The 15,205-nt window shown below is 31.3% G+C and carries 16 protein-coding genes; 8 read left to right on the forward strand and 8 right to left on the reverse strand.

Annotated elements, in window-relative coordinates:
• Nucleotides 1-9 precede the first annotated feature (9 nt).
• Nucleotides 10-1,500 carry an aminotransferase-like domain-containing protein gene (locus tag ASC44_RS09995; protein ID WP_055447461.1) on the forward strand — a complete coding sequence of 497 codons (1,491 nt, stop codon included), beginning with the start codon at nucleotides 10-12 and terminating at the stop codon, nucleotides 1,498-1,500.
• Nucleotides 1,501-1,615: 115 nt separating this feature from the next.
• The gene (locus ASC44_RS10000) at nucleotides 1,616-1,912 is read left to right on the forward strand and encodes a hypothetical protein (RefSeq protein WP_055436067.1); all 297 of its coding nucleotides are present in this window, start codon (nucleotides 1,616-1,618) and stop codon (nucleotides 1,910-1,912) included.
• A 141-nt stretch (nucleotides 1,913-2,053) separates the two neighbouring features.
• Here ASC44_RS10000 and ASC44_RS10005 read toward each other — a convergent pair whose 3' ends face one another.
• The 3 genes from ASC44_RS10005 to ASC44_RS10015 form a co-directional block, all read right to left on the reverse strand.
• On the reverse strand, nucleotides 2,054-3,022 hold the full coding sequence (locus ASC44_RS10005; protein ID WP_055447462.1) for a hypothetical protein: 969 nt from the start codon (nucleotides 3,020-3,022) through the stop codon (nucleotides 2,054-2,056).
• A 148-nt stretch (nucleotides 3,023-3,170) separates the two neighbouring features.
• Entirely contained in the window at nucleotides 3,171-4,589 is a 1,419-nt protein-coding gene (locus ASC44_RS10010; RefSeq protein ID WP_083476274.1) for a flotillin family protein, read from the reverse strand.
• A 14-nt stretch (nucleotides 4,590-4,603) separates the two neighbouring features.
• Nucleotides 4,604-5,176, reverse strand: a complete 573-nt coding sequence (locus ASC44_RS10015) for a hypothetical protein (RefSeq protein ID WP_055447463.1) — start codon at nucleotides 5,174-5,176, stop codon at nucleotides 4,604-4,606.
• 248 nt (nucleotides 5,177-5,424) lie between these two features.
• Between ASC44_RS10015 and ASC44_RS10020 the strand changes: the two genes are divergently transcribed.
• Entirely contained in the window at nucleotides 5,425-5,907 is a 483-nt protein-coding gene (locus ASC44_RS10020; RefSeq protein WP_083476275.1) for a cytochrome c oxidase assembly factor Coa1 family protein, read from the forward strand.
• Nucleotides 5,908-5,967: 60 nt separating this feature from the next.
• Here ASC44_RS10020 and ASC44_RS10025 read toward each other — a convergent pair whose 3' ends face one another.
• Both ASC44_RS10025 and ASC44_RS10030 read right to left on the reverse strand, forming a co-directional pair.
• Entirely contained in the window at nucleotides 5,968-6,405 is a 438-nt protein-coding gene (locus ASC44_RS10025) for a putative signal transducing protein (RefSeq protein WP_338035190.1), read from the reverse strand.
• A 147-nt stretch (nucleotides 6,406-6,552) separates the two neighbouring features.
• On the reverse strand, nucleotides 6,553-7,104 hold the full coding sequence (locus ASC44_RS10030; RefSeq protein ID WP_055447465.1) for a hypothetical protein: 552 nt from the start codon (nucleotides 7,102-7,104) through the stop codon (nucleotides 6,553-6,555).
• A gap of 159 nt (nucleotides 7,105-7,263) precedes the next feature.
• On the opposite strand from ASC44_RS10030, the gene ASC44_RS10035 reads away from it, so the two are divergent.
• The 3 genes from ASC44_RS10035 to ASC44_RS10045 are packed head-to-tail and all read left to right on the forward strand — an operon-like array spanning nucleotide 7,264 to nucleotide 8,437.
• Nucleotides 7,264-7,716 carry a DUF2975 domain-containing protein gene (locus tag ASC44_RS10035; protein WP_152973313.1) on the forward strand — a complete coding sequence of 151 codons (453 nt, stop codon included), beginning with the start codon at nucleotides 7,264-7,266 and terminating at the stop codon, nucleotides 7,714-7,716.
• Between the two features lie 2 nt (nucleotides 7,717-7,718).
• Entirely contained in the window at nucleotides 7,719-8,228 is a 510-nt protein-coding gene (locus tag ASC44_RS10040) for a DUF2975 domain-containing protein (RefSeq protein ID WP_055447467.1), read from the forward strand.
• Between the two features lie 2 nt (nucleotides 8,229-8,230).
• The gene (locus tag ASC44_RS10045; protein WP_055447468.1) at nucleotides 8,231-8,437 is read left to right on the forward strand and encodes a helix-turn-helix domain-containing protein; all 207 of its coding nucleotides are present in this window, start codon (nucleotides 8,231-8,233) and stop codon (nucleotides 8,435-8,437) included.
• A 254-nt stretch (nucleotides 8,438-8,691) separates the two neighbouring features.
• Here ASC44_RS10045 and dinB (ASC44_RS10050) read toward each other — a convergent pair whose 3' ends face one another.
• Entirely contained in the window at nucleotides 8,692-9,792 is a 1,101-nt protein-coding gene (gene dinB, locus ASC44_RS10050; RefSeq protein ID WP_055447469.1) for a DNA polymerase IV, read from the reverse strand.
• A gap of 44 nt (nucleotides 9,793-9,836) precedes the next feature.
• Between dinB (ASC44_RS10050) and ASC44_RS10055 the strand changes: the two genes are divergently transcribed.
• Nucleotides 9,837-10,436, forward strand: a complete 600-nt coding sequence (locus tag ASC44_RS10055) for a DUF2238 domain-containing protein (protein WP_055447470.1) — start codon at nucleotides 9,837-9,839, stop codon at nucleotides 10,434-10,436.
• Between the two features lies 1 nt (nucleotide 10,437).
• The gene (locus ASC44_RS10060) at nucleotides 10,438-10,905 is read left to right on the forward strand and encodes a CYTH domain-containing protein (protein WP_055447471.1); all 468 of its coding nucleotides are present in this window, start codon (nucleotides 10,438-10,440) and stop codon (nucleotides 10,903-10,905) included.
• 24 nt (nucleotides 10,906-10,929) lie between these two features.
• Here ASC44_RS10060 and dinB (ASC44_RS10065) read toward each other — a convergent pair whose 3' ends face one another.
• Both dinB (ASC44_RS10065) and ASC44_RS10070 read right to left on the reverse strand, forming a co-directional pair.
• Nucleotides 10,930-12,150 (reverse strand): DNA polymerase IV, encoded by a 1,221-nt coding sequence (dinB, locus tag ASC44_RS10065; protein WP_055447472.1) that lies wholly within the window; start codon nucleotides 12,148-12,150, stop codon nucleotides 10,930-10,932.
• Nucleotides 12,147-15,146, reverse strand: a complete 3,000-nt coding sequence (locus ASC44_RS10070) for a DNA polymerase III subunit alpha (protein WP_055447473.1) — start codon at nucleotides 15,144-15,146, stop codon at nucleotides 12,147-12,149. Before ASC44_RS10070 ends, dinB (ASC44_RS10065) begins: the two co-directional genes overlap by 4 nt.
• Between the last annotated feature and the right edge of the window lie 59 nt (nucleotides 15,147-15,205).

Raw genomic sequence — 15,205 nt, forward strand, 5'->3', positions numbered from 1 at the left:
TTTAAAACAATGAGTAGTCCGGTTAATGACATATTAAAATCTTTAATTAATTTCGAAAAATCTCCGAATACTGCAATCTATATTCAAATAGCTCAAGAAATTATTAATGCCATACAGCGTGGCTATTTACGAGAAGGAACTGCGTTACCAGGAACAAGGAAATTTAGTGCGTTATTGTCTATTAATAGAAATACCGCAGTCGCAGTTTACGATGAACTAGCCTCTCAAGGTTGGGTAGATATTGTTGCTAATAAAGGAACATTTGTTTTAATGCCAGAAAGAAAAACTGCTGCAATAAAAGCTGTGGTTCAAGGCTTAGAAAAAATAAAATCCTATCCAGAAATAGCAGGATTTCCGTTTCAATCGTCTTTTAATTTAGCATCTACCGAAGAGTTTTCAATACGTAAATATGTAATTAACGATGGGAAACCCGATTTAAGATTGCATCCTACGCATCAGTTTTCTAAGTGGTATAGCGCGTCTATGAAACGTGCTTCGTTAGTTTCGAAGTGGAATCAAGCACAAGCGGAATCTAATACTACTTTTAGTAAACAGTTATGTAATTATTTAAATGCTACGAGAGGATTTCATATAAAACCAAGCAACATTGTAAGTACACGAAGTACTGAAATGAGCTTATATATTGTCTCTCAACTTTTAATACAAGAAAACGATGTTGTGCTTGTTGGTAATTTAAGTCATTATAAATCCAATATGATTTTTCAGCAAGCTGGAGCCAACATTATAACGATTCCTGTAGATGCGCATGGTATTGATGTGGATTTTATTGAAAAAAACTTTACAAAAAATAGTATTCGTTGTGTGTATGTTTGTGCACATAGGCAATATCCAACCACGGTAACGCTTACTGCGGAAAGACGTTTAAAATTATTACAACTAGCAAAGGCATATAAATTTGCTATTATAGAGGATGATTTTGATTACGATTTTCAGTTTAGTGGCTCTGCAATGGTGCCTATGGCAAGTGCCGATGGACAAGGTGTAGTTATTTATTTAGGACGATTAGGACAATCGTTTTTTCCAAGTTTTCAAATAGGATTTGTAGTCGCTCCAGAAAACATTATTAATGAAGCCAAAAACTATTTGCAAATACTAGATAAACAAGGAGACTTAATACAAAAACAGATACTAACCGAACTTATTAGTGAGGGAGAAATACACCGGTTGATTAAAAAGAACATTACTATTTATAAGCAAAGGCGCGATTATTTGTGTGCTTGTTTAAGTGTTTATTTTAAAGATTATGCCACTTGGCAAGTGCCAACAGGAGGTTTGGCAGTTTGGTTAAATTTTGAATCTAGAATACCGCTTATTAAATTGGCTGAAAAGGCTAAAGCACACGATTTGTTTTTGCCTAAAACCATATTGTATCAAAATAAGAACTTGTGTGCTATTAGATTAGGATTTGGACATTTAAATGAAGATGAAATTGAAAGCGTTATTAAAATTTTAAAAGTTTCTTTTAATGAGGTAGTGTAGTAGGTTTGTTATTTAGTGTGAAAATAAATCAGTTAATAAGATTTCCTTTTACTCATTTATTAAATGGAAAAGAATTATGTTTGATTATCAATATTAACAAATCAAAATTTTTAAGATGAAAAAAGTATTAGGATTAATGGCTGTTGCAGTTATGATGTCAAGTTGTGGAGTTGCAGGTTTAGTTTCAACACCTTCAGAGTATGTATCTGCAGGGAAAGAAGTGAAAGTTGTAAAAAAATCAACTAACATTTTTGGTTTTACACCAATGGATACTCAGCAAGAGGCAAAAACTGCTATGGCAGAATTAAACGGTAAATGTACTAATGGTGTAACAAATATTACTACTACAGTATCTGCAACTGCTTTTATTGTAGGATTTGAAAAATTAGAAATGTCAGGAAACTGTAAATAAGTTTACCCTATTTCAAATAAAAATGCTTCGATGAAAATCGAAGCATTTTTTTATTAAGTTAATTAGTATAATTTGTGAAAATATTTATTATTTAAAAGGTGCGTTATATCAGTTTTGACGAAGCTTTTTCAGTCTTTAAAGTTATTTAGTTTCAGTAATTGTTTTAGACTCTTTATTTGTTTTGTTTAAAGTGTATTCTACATAAACCATAATAATATTAAAACCTATAAAAGGAAAAGGTAGTAAGTTGATATTTCTTTCATCTATATCTAAAAGATGAAGCGAAATTAGTGTTAAAGGAACCAAAGGCACTAGTACGAATAGAGAAGAAGTAAGAATTGTAAATAATTTAATGACTCTAAATATATTACTGAGTAAAAATTGTTTTGCATTTCTAATCATTTGAATGATACTATTAAACACAAAAAATAATAGAGTGATATCAATACCTTTAGATATTAAATTATCTTGAAATAGGTTAGGAAAGATTAACCACTCCTTATAAATAAAAAATAGGACAACAATAATACAAGCTAAAATTCTGAAGGTGTATATTTTTCTGTCATTTGAAAGAAAGTTATCTAACTTTTTATATCGTTTTCTAATGGCGTCTTTTACACGTAGAGGAATTTTTAAATAAGGATTAAAAAAACCAATAATAGCGAATAAAAAGGCAATTGTTATTTGAAAAGAAACATCGTCATAAAAACGGTTGTACAACGAATCGTTGTATTTTTCCATTCCTAATTCTGAAAAAAGGATATTTAATAAAGCCAGTAGTATTAAGAAAAGATGATAATACATTGGATTTAAATAGAATTGCTGATTAGGAGCAATAATATTATCATGATTAGAACTCATAAAAGTATCTAAAAACGTGTCCGCCTTTTTTATAAAACTTATTCTTGAGCGTAAAATATAAATTCCTACAAGTGCAAAAGCTATTGGAAACCCAAGAAAGAAAGTAAAAAGAATAATTTCTGGATTTTGAAAAATAACAGCAAAAATTGCAGCAATAGCAAATACACTTAATATAGTAAGAACTATTTTTTGAGTTGGATTCAACCTTTTTCTATACTTTTTTTGTTGTCTGCCTTTTTTTTTCTTCATTTTTTAACTTGAAGTATTTACTTTAAATGTATTGTATAGAAAAAGAGGCTTTTTAAAAATAGTATTTAGAGTAAAGTGAAGTGTTTTAACAGGTGCTTCATTTTATTCAGAATAACATTTTTAAATAGCCTCTAAAATTTAATATTGATTATGCTTTCGAATTATTGTCTTCTATAATTTCCGCTTCAGCATCACTTTTTACATCTTTACCTTTTAAATATTCTGGCAATTCCATTCCTGCCATATTAAACATTTCTTGTAAAGGTGGTACCGATTTATATAATCCAGAAAGGAAATTCGCAGTAGACGATTTTCCGTCTTTTCCACCACCATTTTCCCAAACAGTAACTTTGTCAATTTTAATATTTTTGATTGCATCAGATTGCATTTTTACTAACTCAGGTAACTTATCTGCAATTAATAATAATACAGCGTCTTTAGAGTTATTACCGGCAGCTTTTACAATTTGTTCCATACCAGCGGCTTGCTTGGTTAAGATTTCAAACTGACCTTGTGCTTCGGCTTGTGCTTTAAATAGTATTGCATCTGCTTCACCTTTTGCACGTCTTCTTATTTGTTCAGCTTCAGCTTCAGCATCAATTTCTACTTTTCTTTTATCAATTTCTGCTGGTACAATAATATCTGCTTCTTGAGAAGAACGCTCTCTGTCTGCTCTCGCTGTTTCTGCTTCCTTTTCTGCAGCATAAGACTCTTGTAAAGCTTTTGCTGTTTGTACTTTTTCTGATGCTATTGCTACACGTTCTGCTTCAGCTTCACGTTGACGACGTAAAGAATCGGAATTTGCAACTGCAATTTTTGCTGTATTTTCTCCTTCTACTGCTTGTGCATTTGCTGCAGCAACTTGGGTTCTTTCATCTTGTACAGCATTTGCTTCACCAATAGATCCATCTCTAGTTTTCTCGGCAACCGATTTACGTGCTGCGTTTATTGCGTGAGCTGCAGCTTCCTTACCTAAAGCTTCTATATATCCAGACTCATCTACAATATCTGTAATGTTTACGTTAATTAGTTTTAAACCTACTTTTTTAAGTTCAGATTCTACACTTTGAGAAATGTTGGTTAAAAACTTATCGCGATCGTTGTTAATTTCTTCAATATCCATAGAAGCTACAACTAAACGTAACTGACCAAAAATAATTTCTTGAGCTAGTTCTTGAATGTCGTTTTGGTTAAGACCTAAAAGTCTTTCGGCAGCATTTTGCATAATACCAGGTTCTGTAGAGACACCAATAGTAAAACGCGATGGTACATTAACACGAATGTTTTGTTTAGATAAAGCATTTACTAAATTAACTTCAATAGAAATTGGTGTTAAATCTAAAAATTGGTAATCTTGAATTACAGGATAAATAAAGGCTGCTCCACCATGGATACATTTGGCAGATTGTCCGCCACCTACTTTACCATAAACAACTAGAATTCTGTCTGAAGGACAACGCTTATAGCGTTTAACAAGTACTATTAGAAATACAAAAACAAATAGTATTGCAAAAATAATTGCGATTGGGAAGCCTAAATTAAAAGCATCTTGAATGGTTAGCATCATAAGTTTTGTGGTTTTTAGTTCAATTTTTCAATTATTAATATTCCGTTATCGGTAATGTCTTTTACTTTAATTACTGTGCCAGATTTTAAATCGGTTTCGCTGTCTGTTAAGGCTTCTAATTCTCTTAGTGCACCTTGAATTTTAACGTGTGCTTTTCCTATTGTAGAGCGTTTTGCTCCAACGGTTAAATACACTTCGCCAACTTCATTTATGGCATTTTTAAATTTCATGGTTCCGCTATCGCTAAGTTTGTTCATGTAAAAAAACATGGCAGCCATTATAGTCATCATAATTAATCCACAAATTAAAGAGATAATTATTGTTAATGGTTTAGAGAATCCTGCATCTATACATGCAATACCACTCCAGCCAAACAGCGTAAAAAAGCCTACTAAATTTCTAAAGGTTATAAATTGAAAACCGATTCCAGTATCTCCTTCAATATCTGAGTCTACATCTCCAAAATCGTCTGCATCACCACCAATAAAAGTAGAAATTGTGGTAAAAATGAAAATAACTGAACCTAATAATGCAATACTCCAATATATTTTTGGAAAAAATTCTAGGCTAAAGAACCAATCTGTCATGATAATGCGTTGTTAGTTAGAAAAATGAAATATACTACTTTTTGAAAGTAATGAGAGCTATTCTGCTTTCTATTTATATGTAGTGAATGTAGGTGTTTTGTTACAAAATTTTTTTTATAACTTTTGTAATTGTTAGTTTTATAGTTCTTTTTGTTTTTCTTGTAACTAATTCTGAAAAAGGAATACTTATATTGAAGATTAGAATTAGTAAGAATAAAAAAGGAAACAATTTTTAAATAAAATTAATAATGGAAGAAGCAGGACAAAAGAGTTGGTTTAGTAGAAATTGGGGATGGTTACTTGGTGGTGGTTGCTTATCTATAATTGTTGTTGTAGTATTAGTAATTGTTGGAGCGTTCTATAAAATATCAGATTCTATTTCCGGATCCGAACCGTATACTTATGCCTTTTCTCAGGCTATAGAAAACGAGGAAGTTGTTGGTTTTTTAGGTGAGCCAATCGAGAGTGATGGTATGGGAAGTACTAGTTATAGAACTACAAATGGAAAAAGCACTGTTAGTTTAACTATACCAATAAAAGGATCGATTGATGAAGGTGAAATTATTGTTGAAGCCGAAAAAATTAATAATGAATGGGCTTATAATACGCTTTATGTGAAAATAGATGGTGAAAGTGAACTTATTTATTTGGAAGGAAGTGATAGTAGAGAGCATGAGGACTATTATGAAGAAGATGAAATAGAAGATGAAGAATTGTTAGACGATAATTAAAAAGTTATTTAATACAGAATAATTGTTTTAAGCTTTGCTTCTCGGTTTCTATTGGAAGTGTCATGCTTGTGAACGCGGAATCTCAAATTCCGTTTTACACGTTTCGCATTTATACTTATGTTTTGCGCTTATTGGTAAGGTGCCAAATAGCACTCCGAAAATAAACCCGAAGAAAGATTTAAAGTCTTTTATGGTGGAAAATAATTCTATTTTTTCACCATTACAATTTGGGCAATGTATAGTATTGCCTTCATCGTCCAGAGAATATTTAGAAATGGATTCTAGTATGTGTTGCGCTTGCATTGCGTCTTTAGCAAACACTTTTAGTTTTACGCCTCCAATAGCATTACTTACTAATGGATCTGTATCTATGGTAAAGTTATCGCTTAAAAATACTTGAATACCATCGGCTTCCAAACGGCCTTTTATTATTTGAGCTTCGGTAGAGTATTGAAAGCTTGCTATGGTTTTAAAAGTATCGCTCATTATAATTCCCATGTAAATGGGAATCTTGTGTTTAATATTAATAATATGTAATTTACTAAAATGGTTTCATGATACCAATACTTAATCTATATAAACTGTTTCTCCAGTTTATATAGATCTCTATCCATCCATTTAAATTTTTTGTTTTCTGTTTTAAAGTTAACCTTTTTTTGTTTTAGATGTGCCTTGTTTCAACGCTTCCTTGTCAATCCATTTAAAATTATTTGGAATAGTAGCATCTAATAAATCGATGTTTAATTTTTCTGAAATGTCAAAGCCAACAGAAATTGCATCTTCAAAATTATTTCTTGTATATAACTCGAAATGTTTGTTCCTATCGTACCATAAATTAACTTCGAATTGATGAGACTCTAATGTAGACGGTTCATGAAATATTGAAACATATTCGTAATTATTAATGGTTTTCCATTTACCAATTTTTACAAAGCCTATTTCTAGAGAAGGTTTAAATTTTGAGTTTTCTAAATCTAAATACACTCTTTTTTGCGAACAAAATCCTGTAGCTACTATAGAAATAAAAACGGAAAAAGAAATAATATATATAGTATCTATAAATCCTTGAAAAGATAAATGCATTGTAAAAAACGTAAGTAATAAAACAGCAATAGAAACTGTGAATATTAATGCTGCTATTACTAATTGCCAAAATGGTCTTGGCGTTTCAGAGATAATAATGTGTTTTTTATCCATTGTTCAAATATAAATAAAGCTTTTAAAAAAGACCTGTCAGGTTTTTAAAACCTGACAGGTCTAAAAACGTAATTTTATCTTTTTTTAATAATTTATTATTGTTTATCAATAATTTTTATATATTTGTTATTGTTAAACGATAATATTAAAGTTTTAATTATGAGGAAAATAAAAGTATTCCGTGTTTTTTTAGTCATTTTGTTAGTGTTATTTACAATAGGCTTCTTAACTAATTTTTATGTTTTTAAAGATTTTAAAGGACAATTGTATTTGGACTTTTTAGTAACATCAGGTTTTTCGTTATTAATATGTGTAGGCTTATTTTTTATTCAAAGAGCATTATTTAAAATAATAAAAAATGGATATTTTAATACCATTGTAGCAAAGAGTTTTAAAGTAGCTGGTGCATGTTTTTTAATTTGTGGTTTTGGGAGCACTGTTTTTAATATCTTAATATTAAATAGAGATGGTGAAAATCCAAATTCTCAGTTCTTTTATACAAACCTTGCAACATATTTTCTTCTAATAATGATTGGTTTTGGACTTTTTGTAATTATAGAATTTGTAGAAAATGGGAGCATTCTTAAGCAAGAAAACGATTTAACTATATAATTATGAAAACAAGAAGAATTATAATAACGGTACTTTTTATATCACTTGCGATATTTAATATTGGTGACATTATTTTGTGTACACTTGGTTTATTCTTTAATCAAGATGTTTCTAGTGCAATGTTGCCTTCTGGAATAGGAGTATCATTAAATATTAAAGTATTATTTATTTTTAAAGCAATAGCATTGTTGATATTTGTTTCAGCTGTTTTTATTTTAATAAAAAAACTTAGACTTTTAATAACGGGAGATTTTTTTAATTTAGAATTAATTAATTGTTTCCTGAAATCGGGAAGAGTCTTTTTAATATCAGGAATACTTGGTTTTATTACATCAATTTTCGAGGTAATTAATTTTGTTATTTTAAAAGATTATCATGGACAGGATTATTTATATATAGATTCGAAACCGCTTTATATTTTACTTATGATTTTAGGTCTATTTTTAATTATCTTTTCAAAAGCTCTAAATAAAGGTAGAGAAATCCAACAAGAAAACAACCTAACAATATAACTATGCCAATAATTGTAAACTTAGACGTTATGCTTGCTAAGCGTAAAATGAAAAGCAAAGACTTGGCAGAAATTATAGGTATAACAACAGCTAACTTATCGATACTAAAATCTGGTAAAGCAAAAGCAGTCCGTTTTTCTACATTAGAAGCTATTTGCGAAGCCTTAGAGTGCCAACCAAGTGATATTTTAGAATACGTTAAAAACTAGAAACACTTTATTTTATTTGAAATCGTAATGTCAGTTCGAGTGATTTTTATCCCGAAAGCTTTCGGGAGAAAAATTGTATCGAGAACTATTTTATAAGTAAAACAAATGTTCTCGATACAAATTTTTATTCATTGCAATCGAAAAATTCACTCGAACTGACAGAAGACTATTATTTTTAGCAAACACCGTGTCACTTCGAGTGATTTTTGAGGCACGAGAAAATTGTATCGAGAAGTTTATAAAATTACCGATATCTAAAAATTAATCTTCAACTGTGCACTAACACTTTTCTGTTCCACCTTTTTAGTCTTTTTCTCGGTATTTAAATTCGATAACGAAATACCCAAAAGCCGAACAGAGTTGTTTAGTTTTTCTTGATAGAGTAAATCTTTAGCAGTTTCTAAAACCACGCTTTTATCACTAATAAAATAAGGCAAGGTTTTACTACGTGTTTGCAGTGTAAAATCACTGTATTTAATCTTAAGTGTTACTGTTTTTCCAGCAACTTTACTATTGTTTAAACGCTTAGAAACTTCTTCGGCAATATGCTCTAACTTTTCAAGAAGAAACACTTCCGAAGATAAATTTTTATTAAAAGTACGTTCTGCAGCTAAGCTTTTTCTTATTCGGTTTGGTTTTACCTCGCTGTTATGTATGCCACGAACAATGTAATAATAATGCGTACCAGATTTGCCAAAGTTTTTCTCTAAAAATTCTAAAGATTTAGATTTTAAATCGAGACCTGTATACACACCTTTTTGGTACATTTTTTCGGCAGTAACTTTACCAATACCATAAAATTTTCTAATGTCAAGAGCTTCTAAAAAGTCTAAAACCTCCTCAGGATTTACTGTTTTTTGTCCGTTAGGTTTATTATAATCGCTAGCAATTTTGGCAACAAATTTATTTACAGAAATGCCGGCAGATGCAGTTAAACCAACCTCATTAAAAATGCGTGTTCTTATCTCTTCGGCAATAAGCGAAGCACTAGGATTTCCTTTTTTGTTTTCGGTAACATCTAAATACGCTTCATCTAGAGATAACGGTTCTACAAGATCTGTGTAATCTAAAAAAATGGCTCTAATTTTTTTAGAAATTTCTTTGTACCTATCAAATCGAGGTGGCACAAATATTAATTCTGGACATAAACGTCTTGCTTTTACACCACTAATGGCACTGCGCACACCAAATTTTCGAGCTTCGTAACTTGCAGCACTTACAACACCTCGTGTTCCGCTACCACCAACAGCTAAAGGTTTTCCAATAAGATCAGGATTATCCAACTGCTCTACAGATGCATAAAATGCATCCATATCTACATGAATTATCTTTCTTAATGGTAAGCTTTCAGACATAACACAAATTTATAATATCTTTGGTTTTCTAGACCATCAAAACCATGAAACTTATATACACGCTTCTTACTTTAATTATAGTACTACTTATCTGGTCTGCAATTAATCCGTTCGAACATTTTACGTGGTTTCTAGAGGTTTTGCCAGCCGTTTCAGGCGTTTTAATATTGGCATTTACCTTTAATCGTTTTAGGTTTACCAACTTGGTATATATTCTAATTTTCTTACACTGTGTTGTTTTAATTATTGGAGGCCATTATACCTATGCCGAAGTGCCTTTATTCGATTACATTCAAGAAGTATTTAGCCAAAGCCGAAACAATTACGATAAACTTGGACATTTTGCGCAAGGTTTTGTTCCTGCTATGATTGCTCGAGAGATACTAATAAGAAAACAGGTTGTAAATAGTAATAGTTGGTTAAATTTTATAGTGGTTTGCATTGCCATGGCAATTAGTGTTACTTACGAGTTTATAGAATGGTTTATATCCTTACAAACAGGAGAAGGAGGCGATTCGTTTTTAGGAACTCAAGGTTATATTTGGGATACACAAAGTGATATGTTATACGCAACTATTGGAGCCATTTGTGCGCTAATTTTCTTAAGTAAAATTCATAATAAGCAAATTGAAAGTTTAAATTAATATGATAGAAATAGAACGTAAATTTTTAGTCCAGTCTCATGCTTTTAAAACTGAAGCTTTCAAACAAACCAGAATTGTACAAGGCTTTTTAAGCACAGATAAAAAACGAACGGTTCGTGTTAGGCTAAAAGGTGATATTGGTTTTTTAACTATAAAAGGCCAATCTTCTAAAAACGGATTGTCTCGTTTCGAGTGGGAAAAAGAAATTCCTAAAATAGAAGCAGAAGCTCTTTTAAAGCTTTGTAAAAAAGGCATGATCGATAAAATACGATATGAAGTTAAAGTAGATAATCACACCTTCGAAGTCGATGAGTTTTTTGGTAAAAACGAAGGTTTAATTGTTGCTGAGGTAGAATTAAACGATGAAACAGAAGCGTTTACTAAACCTAATTGGTTAGGAGAAGAAGTAACAGGAGATGCTAAATATTATAATTCACAATTAAGTAAAACACCTTTTTGTAAGTGGTAGTTTTTGAAGAAAATTGTTAATTAATTACTGTCTTCTATTAGCTAATAAAGGTGGTGGCTCACCCGTAAAAGGATTCCAGCGACTAATAGATTTTGCTTCCATTCCAGATGCTTTAATAACACTTCTATCTCCAAAACGCTCGCGTAAACCATCTATGGCTTCAACTAAGTTAAGTTGTTTTTGGTTGTCTTGAAATAAATTAATTTGGTGTCCGCCTTCTACTAAATGGCTAAATTTTATACCAATTAATCGAACCAATAAACGTCTGTTATATAATTTAGTATAAAGTGCTAGCGCTATGGCTATTAAATCGTCGTCTAAAGAACTGTAGGCAATCCGTTTTTGTAAAGTATACGTTTGAAAATCTGAATATCTAATTTTAAAACCTACGCAAGCCGTTAATTTATTACCACGACGTAATTGAAACGCCAAATTCTCGGTCATAGCAATAATAATACTTTTTAGTTTGTGCACATCTATTGTGTCTGTTTCAAAAGTACGCTCTGTAGAAATAGATTTACGTTCTTGATATTGCACTACAGGATTATTATCTAAACCGTTTGCTTTTTGCCAAATGGTTAATCCATTTTTGCCAAGTACTTTGCGCATGTATTCCATTGGCATTTCTTGTACGGTTTTAATCTGTTTAACGCCTAAGTCGCACAAGGTTTTGTAAGTAACAGTACCAACCATTGGTATTTTTTTTACTGAAAGTGGTGCAAGAAAGAGTTTTTCGTTTCCCGAAATAATACGAATTTCATTATTAGGTTTTGCTTCTCCAGTTGCAATTTTAGAAACCGTTTTATTAATAGACATACCAAAGGAAATAGGTAAACCTGTTTCTTTAATAATACGATGGCGTAACTCTGAAGCTTGCTTAAAACAACCAAAAAATTTATCCATTCCAGTAAGATCGATGTAAAACTCATCTACCGAAGATTTCTCGTAAATAGGAACACTTTCTTTAATAATATCGGTGACTTCATTTGAAAATTTAGAATAAATACCAGAGTTACCTCTAAGTATAATAGCTTCTGGACAGAGTTGTTTTGCTAAACGCATTGGCATGGCAGAGTGCACACCAAAACGTCTTGCCTCATAACTACAACTTGCCACAACACCACGATCGCTTGTGCCACCAATTAATACAGGCCTGTTATTTAAACGACTGTCTAATTTACGTTCGCAGGATACAAAAAAAGTATCTAAATCCATGTGCACTATTGCACGCTTATTATCTATCATATAGGTTTGTTATAATTGGGTTCTGGTACTATTACAGGTGCAATGGCGTAACGTGGATCTTCGATAATATCTAGTCGGTATATAGATTTCACTTCTATAGTTGTACACCCAAATGATATGCTAACCGTGCCAACAATATCATAAATACCAGATCCTGACAATGGGTATTTTGCTGAAACTGGTGGAAAATGAACCGTGTCTATAAAATTGCCGTCATAATCTAAAAACGTTCCAAAAAACATGTTTTTATTATTTACTGTGCGTGTGTTTTTTAAAGTGATTAAATAGCCTTGAATATTAATAAGTCTTTTATTAAACTGAAGTAAATGCTTCGCACGCAATTTACTTTTTATGGGTTGCTGTAAAAGATTAAATATGTTACACAATGAAAACCCTAAAAGTTCTAATTCATCAAACGCATTTTCTGTTAACGTACTTGGTAAATTAGGTGTGTTGTAATGTTTGCGTTCGGTTTTAAAAAGTGTAATTTCTGGTGCTTCGGTTCTTGCTTTGTTTAGTTTTAAATGTGCTTCCCAAAGGAGTTCTCGCTTATTTCTTTTGGTAAATCTAAAAGCATTAATTTTTATTAAAATGGCAATATGTTCTATAGAAATTGGAACGCGCTCTATAAAATCGTCTAAAGAGAGAAAGTTTCCGTTTGCTATTCTTTCTTCTAAAATACGATGACTTACTTTTTGCTCAAAAGCGTGTAAAAGCATAAAGCCTAAATAGATGGTTTTCTGTTTAATGGTGGCTTCTATATTGCTTCGGTTTACGCATGGTGCTTCAACGATACCATTGTGCATTTTAGCTTCGTGTATATATAATTCGGTACTATAAAAACCTCCAAAATTATTAATGGTTGCCACCATATATTCCAAAGGATAGTAGGCTTTTAAAAATAGGCTTTGGTAACTTTCTACTGCATAAGAAGCACTGTGGCCTTTAGCAAAAGCATAACCAGCAAAACTTTCAATTTGTCTCCAAATGTCTTGCGCTAAGGCATCTGCTTTTCCGCTGTTTTTGCAGTTATCGAAAAACTGTTGTTTTACTTTTAAAAACTCTTCACGAGAGCGAAATTTACCAGACATACCACGTCTTAACATATCTGCTTCGCCTAAATTTAAACCACCAAAATGATGTGCTACCTTAATAACATCTTCTTGATAAACCATAACGCCGTAAGTATCTGGCATTATTTCAAGTAAAGTAGGATGTGCATCTTTTCTACGCTCAGGATTGCGATGCCTTATAATGTATTGCTGCATCATCCCAGAGTTAGAAACACCTGGTCTTATTACAGAACTGGCTGCAACTAAACCCAAATAATCATCCACTTGCAGTTTTTTTAAGAGCATGCGCATGGCAGGAGATTCTACGTAAAAACAACCAATTGCTTGTGCATTTCGGAGTAAGTTTTTTATGCGATTATCTTGCTTAAACCGTTTAATATCATGAATATCTAAAGGCGATTGATTGGTGTAATTGGCATCAATAATTTCTACAGCTTCTTTAATTTTACCTAAACCACGCTGACTTAAAATATCGAATTTATAAAGTCCTATGTCTTCTGCAATTACCATATCAAAATGTGTGGTTGCATAGCCTTTTGGAGGCAAAAAAGTAGCTGTGTAGTGGTGTATGGGTTTTTCGACAATTAAAATACCACCAGCATGAATACCTAAATAATTAGGAAAACCTTGAATATATTGACTATAAATTAAGACTAGTTTAGAGAGTTGATCTAATTGATTTACATCATACTTTCCTCTACTTAGTTTATCTAATTCACTTTTTGGTAGCCCAAAAACTTTACCTAATTCTCTAACAGCTGCTTTAAATTTAAAGGTGTTGTAAACGGTAATTAATGCGGTGTTTTCATATTTATTAAAAATATATCGTGTAATATCGTCGCGATCTCGCCATGAAAAATCAAGATCAAAATCTGGCGGATTGGTGCGATACATGTTTATAAATCGCTCAAAATAGAGATCTAATTCTATCGGGTCTACATCTGTAATACGTAATAGATAAGCGAGAATACTATTGGCGCCACTACCACGACCAACATAGAAATAATTTTTACTTCTAGCATATTTTAAAATATCCCAGTTAATTAAAAAATAGGACACAAAGCCTTTTGCTTTTATAATGTGAAGCTCTTTTTCTATACGCGAATTAATGTTATTATTTAATGTGCCATAACGATAAGCAACACCATTATAAGCCAATGTTTTTAATAGTTTATAATCGTCTTCAGCAGTTTGCAAAAAGTAGTGTTTATTTGCTGGTTTTTGGTTGTCTGAAAAATCAAAATCAATATTGCACTGTTGTAAAAGTGTTTCAGTGTTTTTTAAAATTTCAGGAAACGTTTCATATCTTTTTTCAATGTCTAAAGGTGTCTGGAAAATAGCATCTGCGTCACTTTGTTCACTTTTTGGGAGCTTACTTAATAACACATTATTATCGATAGCACGAAGGAGTCGGTGTGTGTTAAAATCTTTTTTATTTCTAAAAGTTGTCGTTTTTAGTACTACTAATTTCTCAAGGTCTATTTCTCGTTTAGAAAATTGTAATCGGCTTAGTTGGTCTGGTTTTATACCAAGAAATTCATTAGATTTTAATTGATAATTTACTTCAAAATCAAAAGGATAAATAATGAAACAGTCTTGGAGTTCTTCATCTATAAATTCGGGTATTTTTAATGTTTTATCATGTAGAAATTGAGAGAGATAGCGATTAATCTGAGCAAAGCCTATGTTGTTTTTTGCAATCGCTATAAATTGTTGTTTTGCACTATTTCTAAAGTCTACGCCTAGTATAGGTTTGATATTATATTTTTTAGAAATCCTAACAAAGTCAAGGCAAGCAGAGGTATTATTAATATCTGTTAGTACTAAGTTTTTGTGATTATTTTTAGCAGCCAAAGCAAGTAGCTCTTCAGGATTTATAGTCCCGAAACGTAAGCTAAAATAGCTATGACAATTTAAAAGCATGAATATTAATTTTTAGGTGGCTACAAAATTAACTACATATTGTAGTTTTGATTGCTTAT

Source organism: Lacinutrix mariniflava (genome assembly GCF_001418015.1).
GTDB classification, from domain to species: domain Bacteria; phylum Bacteroidota; class Bacteroidia; order Flavobacteriales; family Flavobacteriaceae; genus Lacinutrix; species Lacinutrix mariniflava.

Coding starts and splice junctions, on each gene's coding strand:
- ASC44_RS09995 (WP_055447461.1), top strand. CDS start 10: ATGAGTAGTCCGGTTAATGACATATTAAAATCTTTAATTAATTTCGAA.
- ASC44_RS10000 (WP_055436067.1), top strand. CDS start 1,616: ATGAAAAAAGTATTAGGATTAATGGCTGTTGCAGTTATGATGTCAAGT.
- ASC44_RS10005 (WP_055447462.1), bottom strand. CDS start 3,022: ATGAAGAAAAAAAAAGGCAGACAACAAAAAAAGTATAGAAAAAGGTTG.
- ASC44_RS10010 (WP_083476274.1), bottom strand. CDS start 4,589: ATGATGCTAACCATTCAAGATGCTTTTAATTTAGGCTTCCCAATCGCA.
- ASC44_RS10015 (WP_055447463.1), bottom strand. CDS start 5,176: ATGACAGATTGGTTCTTTAGCCTAGAATTTTTTCCAAAAATATATTGG.
- ASC44_RS10020 (WP_083476275.1), top strand. CDS start 5,425: ATGGAAGAAGCAGGACAAAAGAGTTGGTTTAGTAGAAATTGGGGATGG.
- ASC44_RS10025 (WP_338035190.1), bottom strand. CDS start 6,405: ATGGGAATTATAATGAGCGATACTTTTAAAACCATAGCAAGCTTTCAA.
- ASC44_RS10030 (WP_055447465.1), bottom strand. CDS start 7,104: ATGGATAAAAAACACATTATTATCTCTGAAACGCCAAGACCATTTTGG.
- ASC44_RS10035 (WP_152973313.1), top strand. CDS start 7,264: ATGAGGAAAATAAAAGTATTCCGTGTTTTTTTAGTCATTTTGTTAGTG.
- ASC44_RS10040 (WP_055447467.1), top strand. CDS start 7,719: ATGAAAACAAGAAGAATTATAATAACGGTACTTTTTATATCACTTGCG.
- ASC44_RS10045 (WP_055447468.1), top strand. CDS start 8,231: ATGCCAATAATTGTAAACTTAGACGTTATGCTTGCTAAGCGTAAAATG.
- dinB (WP_055447469.1), bottom strand. CDS start 9,792: ATGTCTGAAAGCTTACCATTAAGAAAGATAATTCATGTAGATATGGAT.
- ASC44_RS10055 (WP_055447470.1), top strand. CDS start 9,837: ATGAAACTTATATACACGCTTCTTACTTTAATTATAGTACTACTTATC.
- ASC44_RS10060 (WP_055447471.1), top strand. CDS start 10,438: ATGATAGAAATAGAACGTAAATTTTTAGTCCAGTCTCATGCTTTTAAA.
- dinB (WP_055447472.1), bottom strand. CDS start 12,150: ATGATAGATAATAAGCGTGCAATAGTGCACATGGATTTAGATACTTTT.
- ASC44_RS10070 (WP_055447473.1), bottom strand. CDS start 15,146: ATGCTTTTAAATTGTCATAGCTATTTTAGCTTACGTTTCGGGACTATA.